8 protein-coding genes are annotated in these 8,323 nt (G+C 66.0%); 4 read left to right on the top strand and 4 right to left on the bottom strand.

Annotated features, from left to right (window positions below):
- The first annotated feature begins 111 nt into the window (after positions 1-111).
- Complete coding sequence (soxR, locus tag DIE06_RS37075; protein ID WP_124665658.1) at positions 112-588, top strand: redox-sensitive transcriptional activator SoxR; 477 nt, start codon at positions 112-114, stop codon at positions 586-588.
- Positions 589-792: 204 nt separating this feature from the next.
- Here the strand turns inward: soxR and DIE06_RS37080 are convergent, their stop codons facing one another.
- Positions 793-1,446 carry a TetR/AcrR family transcriptional regulator gene (locus DIE06_RS37080; protein ID WP_124665659.1) on the bottom strand — a complete coding sequence of 218 codons (654 nt, stop codon included), beginning with the start codon at positions 1,444-1,446 and terminating at the stop codon, positions 793-795.
- Between the two features lie 161 nt (positions 1,447-1,607).
- Here DIE06_RS37080 and DIE06_RS37085 point away from each other — a divergent pair, with 161 nt between their 5' ends.
- Positions 1,608-2,900 (top strand): NAD(P)/FAD-dependent oxidoreductase, encoded by a 1,293-nt coding sequence (locus tag DIE06_RS37085; RefSeq protein ID WP_124665660.1) that lies wholly within the window; start codon positions 1,608-1,610, stop codon positions 2,898-2,900.
- 44 nt (positions 2,901-2,944) lie between these two features.
- Positions 2,945-3,334 carry a DUF3331 domain-containing protein gene (locus tag DIE06_RS37090; protein ID WP_124665661.1) on the top strand — a complete coding sequence of 130 codons (390 nt, stop codon included), beginning with the start codon at positions 2,945-2,947 and terminating at the stop codon, positions 3,332-3,334.
- Here the strand turns inward: DIE06_RS37090 and DIE06_RS37095 are convergent.
- Together DIE06_RS37095 and ggt are read right to left on the bottom strand one after the other, a co-directional pair.
- Positions 3,331-4,659 (bottom strand): dicarboxylate/amino acid:cation symporter, encoded by a 1,329-nt coding sequence (locus tag DIE06_RS37095; RefSeq protein WP_124665662.1) that lies wholly within the window; start codon positions 4,657-4,659, stop codon positions 3,331-3,333. The two genes, DIE06_RS37090 and DIE06_RS37095, sit on opposite strands and share 4 nt — an antisense overlap.
- A 235-nt stretch (positions 4,660-4,894) precedes the next feature.
- Positions 4,895-6,646, bottom strand: coding sequence for a gamma-glutamyltransferase (ggt, locus tag DIE06_RS37100; protein ID WP_124665663.1), 1,752 nt, complete (start codon positions 6,644-6,646; stop codon positions 4,895-4,897).
- A gap of 375 nt (positions 6,647-7,021) precedes the next feature.
- Between ggt and DIE06_RS37105 the strand changes: the two genes are divergently transcribed.
- A complete protein-coding gene (locus DIE06_RS37105) occupies positions 7,022-7,900 on the top strand; it encodes a MurR/RpiR family transcriptional regulator (protein ID WP_124665664.1) in 879 nt (292 codons plus the stop codon).
- A gap of 27 nt (positions 7,901-7,927) precedes the next feature.
- On the opposite strand, the gene DIE06_RS37110 is transcribed toward DIE06_RS37105, so the two are convergent.
- Positions 7,928-8,323 (bottom strand): AAA-associated domain-containing protein (locus DIE06_RS37110; protein WP_185733575.1); only part of this gene is annotated, 396 nt, incomplete at its 5' end.

The raw sequence follows: 8,323 nt of genomic DNA on the forward strand, positions 1-8,323 counted from the left end.
GCTCTGGCAGAAATGCTAACCCACGTTTGATTCCTCACGAGAGGCCAGCCCCTGCCACGCGGAGTCATACTGTCTAAGTTAACTTCAATTCAAGCTTTCCCGGAGGGCTTCATGGGTATCGACGAAACCCCGCAATGGCCACTGATGTCGATCCGCGAAGTGGCCGCGCGCAGCGGCGTGCCGGCATCGACGCTGCGCTTCTACGAGACGCGCGGGCTCATCAAGTCGCACCGCAACGGCTCGAGCCATCGCCGCTATTCGCGCGCGGTGCTGCGACTGATCGCGTTCATCGTGTTCGCGCAGAAGATCGGCTATTCGCTCGACGAGATCGCCGAACAGCTCGTGAGCCTGCCGGAAGACACCGCGCCGACCAACAAGGACTGGAAGCGGCTGTCGCGCGGCTGGAAGCAGCGCGTCGCGAACCGTATCGAGGAACTGCAGCGGCTCTACATCAACCTCGACGAATGCATTGGGTGCGGCTGCCTGTCGCTGAAGCGCTGCAAGCTGACCAATCCCGAGGACCGCGCGGGCCGCAACGGGCCCGGTGCGCGGCGCTGGCTCGGCGATACGCCGCCCGACCTCGACTGACGCACGCGGCCGGCGCGACGCGCGACGCCGCCCCGCTTTCCCTCATCACCCGCCCCGCCAGCCGCCTTGCACCGCGATCACCGTGACCGTGAGGTCGCCAGTCTGCCCGCATGTTGACGGTTCGTAACAATGGCGCACCGGGCACGGCACGGCGATAGGTCAATCCCGCCTGCGGGCAGGCAGAGTTCGCGCCGCGCGCGGCACTCAAACCCGCAGGATGTTCAGCGCGACGTCGAGCACGGCCTGCCGGAACGCATCCTGCCGCGTGGGCAGCGACGTGAATTCCAGCATCAGGTGACTGTACGACACGGTCGTGCCGACCGCGCTCGCGATCATGAAGAACAGGACGTTCGGATCGACCGGGCAGATCTCGCCAGCCTCGACCGCGTCGGCCAGCAGCGGAAACATCGCATCGTGATACGGGCGCACGATCCGCTGCTGCAGGCAGTCGAGTCGCCCGCCTTCCTCGGTCGCCGCCGTCGAGAAGAACATGCCGACGTCCGGCTCCTTGAATTCGTGATCGACACACAGCTCGATCGCGCGCCGCACGCGCTCGCGATGCGGCAATGGCGACGTGCGCAGCCCGCGCAACGCGTCGAGCAGCGGCTCGGCCAGGTCGACGATCTGCTCGACGACGGCCAGCCACAACGCCTCCTTCGTGCCGAAATGATGGGCGATCAGCGCCGCGTCGATGCCCAGCTCGCGCGCGACCTCGCGCACGCTCGTCGCATCGTAGCCGCGCTTCGCGAACGTGCGGCGCGCGGCCCGCAATATCACGTCCGGACCGACGGACGCCTCCGCCAGCGGCCGCCCGCGCGTACGCCGCTTCGATGGCGCGCGCTCAGTGACTTCAGCCACGTTTTCCTGCTCCCGTTGAATGAATCGAATGCCCGTGCTCGGGCCCCGGTTTCGGCCCTGGTTTCGCTTCGCCAAAACCGGGCTGCCTGCCCCGCGCCGTTTGACATGCGAAGCGGGGAAGCGCTAGGATCATAGCTTATTCATCACGTGATGATTTATTCATGACAACCCCTACTCGCATCGTGATCGTCGGCGGCGGCATCGCCGGATTGCAGCTCGCGACCCGTCTCGGCGAACGTCTCGGCCACACCGGGCGCGCCCAGGTCACCATCGTCGACCGCAGCCCGACCCATGTCTGGAAGCCGATGCTGCACACGATCGCGGCCGGCACGCGCGACGTGCAGCAACAGCAGGTGATCTTCCTCGCCCATGCACGCGATCACGGCTACACGTACCAGCCCGGCGAACTGAAGGGGCTCGATCGCGCGCGCCGCTGCGTGCGGCTCGGCGAGATCCGCTCGCAGGACGGCGAACTTGCGATCGACGCGCGCGAACTCGAATACGACGTACTGATCCTCGCGCTCGGCAGCCAGGCCAACGATTTCGGCGTGCCGGGCGTGCGCGAGCACTGCTACTTCATCGACAGCCAGCAGCAGGCCGAAACCTTCAACGAGGCGCTGCGGATGCGCGTGTTCCGCAGCATCGCGCGCGACGAGCCGTTTCGCGTCGCGATCGTCGGCGCGGGCGCGACGGGTGTGGAACTGGCGGCGGAACTGAGCCGGCTGCTGGAAGTGGCGCAGGCGTATGGCGACGCGACGGTGCGCGAGCGGCTGCAGCTCACGCTGCTCGAGAGCGGCCCGCGCATCCTCGCCGCGTTTCCGCCGAAGATTTCCGCGTCGGCACGGCGGCGGCTCGAGCAGATCGGCTTTCACGTGCTGACGTCGACGCGCGTGACGGCGGCCGATGCGAACGGCTTCCACTACGGCGACGGTTCGTTCGCCGAAGCGGATCTGATGGTGTGGGCGGCCGGCGTGAAGGCGCCCGATTTCATGCAGGCGCTGGGCGGACTCGACACGAACCGCGCGAACCAGATTCTGGTCGAGCCCACGTTGCAGGCCACGGCCGACGCGCACGTGTTCGCGATCGGCGATTGCGCGAGCCTGCAGCCCGACGGCCATGAACGGCCGCTGCCGCCCACCGCGCAAGTGGCGACCCAGCAGGCCGAGCATCTCGCGAAGCACCTGCCCGCGTGGCTCGACGGCAAGCCGCTGCCGCCGTTCGCGTTCCACGATTTCGGCGCGCTCGTGTCGATCAGCGACTACGACGCGTTCGGCACGCTCGGGCAATTCGGGTTCTTCCGCGGCGGCTTCATCCAGGGCCGTCTCGCGCAATTCAGTCACCTGATGCTGTACCGGCGGCACCAGCAGGCGCTGCACGGATTCTCCAAGGCGACGCTGCTGTGGATCGCCGAACGGATCAACGGCTGCGTGCAGCCGCGCATCCGCCTGTCGTGAGGCCGCAGGTCGCGGCATCGCGTAACGTTTCGAGGAAAACAAGGATGAGCAACAGTGCAGTAGCCTGGCTCAGGACCGTCGCCGCGATCGGCAGCTTCGACATGCCGTCCGTCTCATGGGCCGCCCCGCGGCGGCGCAGCATCACACGCGATCGCCTGCCGTCGTGGGACGCGACGAGCCAGCCGACGATCAGCGTGCTCGAGCGGCCCACGGCCGACACCGTGATGATTTCGTGGTGCGACGCGTGCACCGGCCACTACGGTTACCAGAAGTGGCGACTGTTCACGACGCGCAAGCGCGGCGTCTGTGCGCTGTCGGGGCGGCCGATCGCGGCCGGCGACAGCGTCTATGCACCGCAATTGCTCGGCTCGGCGCCGGGCAACGCCGCCGCGATGGTGCTGGCGGCGTGCATCGACGAGGCGTGCGCCGCTTAAGCGGACGTCGCCCGACCGGCACCATAGGCCGGTTCGCCGTTCTGCCGTTCCAGTTCAGCGTCGAGATGCGCGGCATGCGCCTTCGCTTCGGACTCCGACATCAGCTCGCCTTCCCACTTCGCGACCACCGCGCTGGCGATCGAGTTGCCGACCGCATTGGTGGCCGAGCGCCCCATGTCGAGGAACGTGTCGACGCCGAGAATCAGCAGCAGCCCCGCTTCCGGGATGTCGAACTGGTGCAGCGTCGCCGCGATCACGACGAGCGATGCGCGCGGCACGCCGGCCATCCCCTTCGACGTCAGCATCAGGACCAGCAGCATCGTGACCTGCGTGCCGAGCGACAGGTGGATGTTGTACGCCTGCGCGATGAACAGCGACGCGAACGTGCAGTACATCATCGAGCCGTCGAGGTTGAACGAATAGCCCATCGGCATCACGAAGCTCGAGATCTTGCGGCGCACGCCGAACCGGTCGAGCGCGTCGAGGATCTTCGGATACGCGGCTTCGGAACTCGCGGTCGCGAACGACAGCATGAACGCTTCCTTGATCAGCGCGAGCAGCTTGAACACACGACGACCGAGGAACAGCAGGCCGGCGATCACGAGCGTGCTCCACAGCAGGAACAGGCTCACGTAGAAGTCGCCCATGAACACCGCGAACTTCAGCAGGATCGACAGCCCGTTGATCGCGACGGTCGACGCCATCGCCGCCAGCACCGCGAGCGGCGCAAGCTTCATCACGTAGCCGGTGATCTTCAGCATCACATGCGCGAGCTGGTCGATCGCGGCCACGAGGATCTTGCCGCGCTCGCCGAGCGCGGCGAGCGCCACGCCGAAGAACATCGAGAACACGACGATCTGCAGGATCTCGTTGTTCGCCATTGCTTCGGCGATCGACTTCGGCACCATGTGACCGACGAAATCCTTCAGCGTGAACTTGGACGTCGCGAGATGCGCGGATGCGCCGATGTCCGGCAGCGGCAGGCCGAGGTTCTCGCCGGGCCGCAGCAGGTTCGCCATCAGCAGCCCGAGCAGCAGCGAGATCAGCGACGCGGTGACGAACCAGCCGAACGCCTTCACGAACACGCGCCCCACCGACGATGCGTCGCCCATGTGCGCGATGCCGACGACGAGCGTGGAGAACACCAGCGGGCCGATCACCATCTTGATCAGCCGCAGGAACACGTCGGACACCAGGGAGATGTAGCCGGCGATCTCGGTCGCCGATTGCTTGTCCGGAAACTGCGTATAGATCATGTAGCCGATGAAGATGCCGGCCGCCATCGCAAGCAGGATCCAGACTGCCGCAGACATTCGTTTGTTCATAACGGAACTCGATGCACGGTGCAGGAATAAGAAGGAAATGCGCGCGCCGGTGCCGTGCCACGGCGCGCGTTGCGGGCCGGTCATGCCCGGCATTCCGGGCAGCCGCCACGCTCGATACTGCGAACGCCCGCGAACGGACGCGTTGTCGCTGTCGCGGCCCTGGCGCTCGCGCGATGGCGAACGCCGGGGCAACCGTGCAGCGAGATGCGATCCAATCCAGTCAGCTCCGACCGGGTCAGTACCCGATCGCCGAACCGGCCGGGCGGCGCGGATCGTTGACGCCGTAGATGTAGCCGGCGCGCACGTTGCCGGACACCGACGAGTCGTTGCCGGAACTCTGGTGGCTCACCGCCTCGGTGCCGGGCAGGCCGACCATGATCAGCTCGGCGGCGCCCCACGGCGTCTGCTCGACCATCTTGTAGCCCATGTTGCGCAGGATCGCGAGCGTATCGGGCGACAGGCCGCGGGTCTCGTAATAGACCTCGTCCGGCAGCCATTGATGGTGGACGCGCGGCGCACCGACCGCATCCTGCGGCGTCATCCCGTAGTCGATCACGTTCAGCACGGTCTGCAGCGTGATCGTGATGATGCGCGAGCCGCCCGGCGAGCCGACCACCATGAACACCTTGCCGTCCTTCTTCACGATCGTCGGCGCCATCGACGACAGCGGACGCTTGCCCGGCGCGATCGAGTTGCGCGTGCCCTGCACGAGGCCGAACAGGTTCTGCGCGCCGACCTTGACGGTGAAGTCGTCCATCTCGTCGTTCAGGAAGAAGCCCGTGCCCGGCGCGATCACCACGGCGCCGAAGCGGCCATTGACGGTGTACGTGGTCGACACCGCGTTGCCGTCGCGGTCGATGATCGAGTAGTGGGTCGTCTCCGGCTTCTCGTGCACGCCGACGCCCGGCTGCACGTCGACCGACGCCGTCGCCGTCTCGCCGCTGATCTGCTTGCGGATCTCGGCTGCATATTGCTTGCTCGTCAGCTTCGCGACCGGATTGTCGATGAAGTTGGGGTCGCCCAGCAGCGTGTTGCGATCCTCGTACGCGTGGCGCATCGCCTCGGTCATGTAGTGGACCACCGAAGCCGACTGGTAGCCGAACTTGCGCAGGTCATACCCTTCGAGGACGTTCAGCGTCTCGCACATCGTCACGCCGCCCGAGCTCGGCGGCGGCGCCGACACGAACTCGTAGCCGCGGTACGTGCAGGTCAGCGGCGCCATGTCCTGCGCGCGATACGATGCGAAATCGGCCGCCGTGATCAACCCGCCGCCGCGCTTCGCGGCCGCTTCGACGATCTTCGGAATCTCGCCGTGATAGAACGCGTCCGGGCCCTGCTCCGCGATGCGCTCGAGCGTGCGCGCCAGGTCCTTCTGCACCAGGCGGTCGCCCGGCTGCAGCGGCGTGCCGTCCTGGCGCAGGAAGATGCGCGCGGCTTCCGGGTCCTTCTTGAAGCGGTCGATCGTCGTGTCGAGGATGTCCGTATCGCCGCGCGTCAGCACGAAGCCGTCGCGCGCGAGCCGGATCGCCGGCGCCATCACCTGCCGGCGCGTCAGCTTGCCGTACTTGCGCTGCGCGAGGTCGAGACCCGCGACCGTGCCCGGCACGCCGACCGCGCGATAGCCGTACAGGCTGTCGTCCGGAATGACGTTGCCCTTCGCATCGAGATACATGTTCGCCGACGCCGCGGCCGGCGCCGTCTCGCGGAAGTTGATGAAGCGGTCGCGGCCGTCGGCCAGGTGCAGGGTCATGAAACCGCCGCCGCCGATGTTGCCGCAGCACGGATTGGTCACCGCTTGCGCGTAGCCGACCGCCACGGCGGCGTCCACCGCGTTGCCGCCTTCCTTCAGGATGTCGACGCCGATCTGCGACGCGAAGTGCTGCGACGACACGACCATGCCGTTCCTTGCTTCCACCGCGGGTTCCGAAGCGGCGAGCGCACCTGCGCTCATGGCCGACAACAGGGTGAGTACTACGAGCCGCCTCATGACGGAATCCTCCAGACGAATAACCGGGCGCATGCCGGGATGCGCGGCCCGTCCCGAAGGTGAGCCGACGCTGTTGATCCGGTATGTAATGAACAGTACATCTCAGCAAGGCCGCGATCATAGCATCGGCATTTTCATCTCAAAACCTAGGGTTATCACTGAATTTATGCGTGAAATCACGCACCAAACGGCCGCGTGTTATGTTTGTTTTATTACACATATGAATGATCGACGTCCAGTGCGATGCGTCCCTATAATCTGTAGCCGTACACGGCCCGCGGAGCGTCGATCGGCTAACATGGATGGCGTCGCCGGCAGACACGTGTCTGCCGTTTGTCATTTGATCATTTGAATACGAGCCAGCCGGAGTGCCCGATGGGGACAAGCATCAGGGCGTTGCTGCTATCCCAGATGGATAGCTTCACGCCGTCGGAACAGAAGGTCGCGCACGCGCTGCTGGATCGCTATCCGAGCCTCGGGCTCGGGCCGATCGCGAGTTTCGCGAAGCAAGCCGAAGTCAGCGACCCGACCGTGTTTCGCTTCGTCGTGCGGATCGGCTTTCCGAACTACTCGTCGTTCCAGCAGGCGCTGCACGACGAAATCGACACCGCGATGAATTCGCCGCTCGCACGGATGGATGCGTTCCACTCGGAGTCCGGCATGCGCGACAGCCATGCGGCGATCTTCCAGCGGCTCTCGCAAGCGCTCGCCACCACCATCGAAGGACTCGATGCGGCGGCGTTCGACGCGGCGGTGACGCTGCTCGCCGATCCGGATATCCGCGTGTTCTGCGGCGGCGGGCGTTATACGGCACCGCTCGCGTCGCTGTTTTCGTTCACGCTCGCGTATGCGCGCCCGCATGTGCAGTACGTCGAACCGAACGTGAATCTCGCATCGGTCACGCTGACGGACATGGGGCCCGCCGACGTGCTGGTCATTTTCGATTTCCGCCGCTATCAGAAGGACAGCGTCCGGTTTGCGCAGGCCGCGCACCAGCTCGGCGTGCGCGTGCTGTTGATCACCGACGAATGGCGCTCGCCGATCAGCGCGTTCGCCGAGATCGAACTGCGGATCCAGGGGCGCCCGTTCGCGATGCTGCAGACCAACGTGCCCGCGCTCGCGCTCGCCGAGGCGCTGGTGATCGGCGTGACGAACCGGCTACCTGAGCTCGCGCGGCAGCGGATGGAGAAGATCGAGCGGCTCAGTACGGGCGGGATCGGGCAGGATGCGAATCAGTGGGATTTGCCCGAATGACGGTCGGTCGACATTCGGGCGCGGGTGTCAGCTCTCCACATCCTCGAGACTGAACACTTCCGTCTTGTCGTTGTACGAAAACACTTCGCCGTAACGCCCCCAGTCGATCACCGCGTCGAGCGTTTCCTCGGCCGCCTCGTCCGACAGGAAATCCTCCAGCTCCTGCTCGAACCGCACGCGCGGCGCGCGATGGCCCGGGCGCTCGTTCAGCACCTTCCGGATCCGCGCCGCGAGCGGCACGTGCTTCAGCAGGTGATCCGCGAACATCAGCTTGCGCTCCTGCGTGCCGAACTCCGCGAACACGCGCGCGGGCGGCGTCAGGAACACGTCCCCTTCCCGCACATCCGCGAAGCCGAGGTACTGCAGCACTTCGGCGATCGGGAACAGCTCGTCCACTTCCAGATGCAGCGTGCGCGCGATTTC

The organism is Burkholderia sp. Bp8998, from assembly GCF_003854235.1.
GTDB lineage: Bacteria > Pseudomonadota > Gammaproteobacteria > Burkholderiales > Burkholderiaceae > Burkholderia.

Excerpts from the sequence above, each read along its gene's own strand:
- ggt (WP_124665663.1), bottom strand. The coding sequence starts at position 6,646 with ATGAGGCGGCTCGTAGTACTCACCCTGTTGTCGGCCATGAGCGCAGGT.
- DIE06_RS37085 (WP_124665660.1), top strand. The coding sequence starts at position 1,608 with ATGACAACCCCTACTCGCATCGTGATCGTCGGCGGCGGCATCGCCGGA.
- DIE06_RS37095 (WP_124665662.1), bottom strand. The coding sequence starts at position 4,659 with ATGAACAAACGAATGTCTGCGGCAGTCTGGATCCTGCTTGCGATGGCG.
- DIE06_RS37090 (WP_124665661.1), top strand. The coding sequence starts at position 2,945 with ATGAGCAACAGTGCAGTAGCCTGGCTCAGGACCGTCGCCGCGATCGGC.
- DIE06_RS37105 (WP_124665664.1), top strand. The coding sequence starts at position 7,022 with ATGGGGACAAGCATCAGGGCGTTGCTGCTATCCCAGATGGATAGCTTC.
- soxR (WP_124665658.1), top strand. The coding sequence starts at position 112 with ATGGGTATCGACGAAACCCCGCAATGGCCACTGATGTCGATCCGCGAA.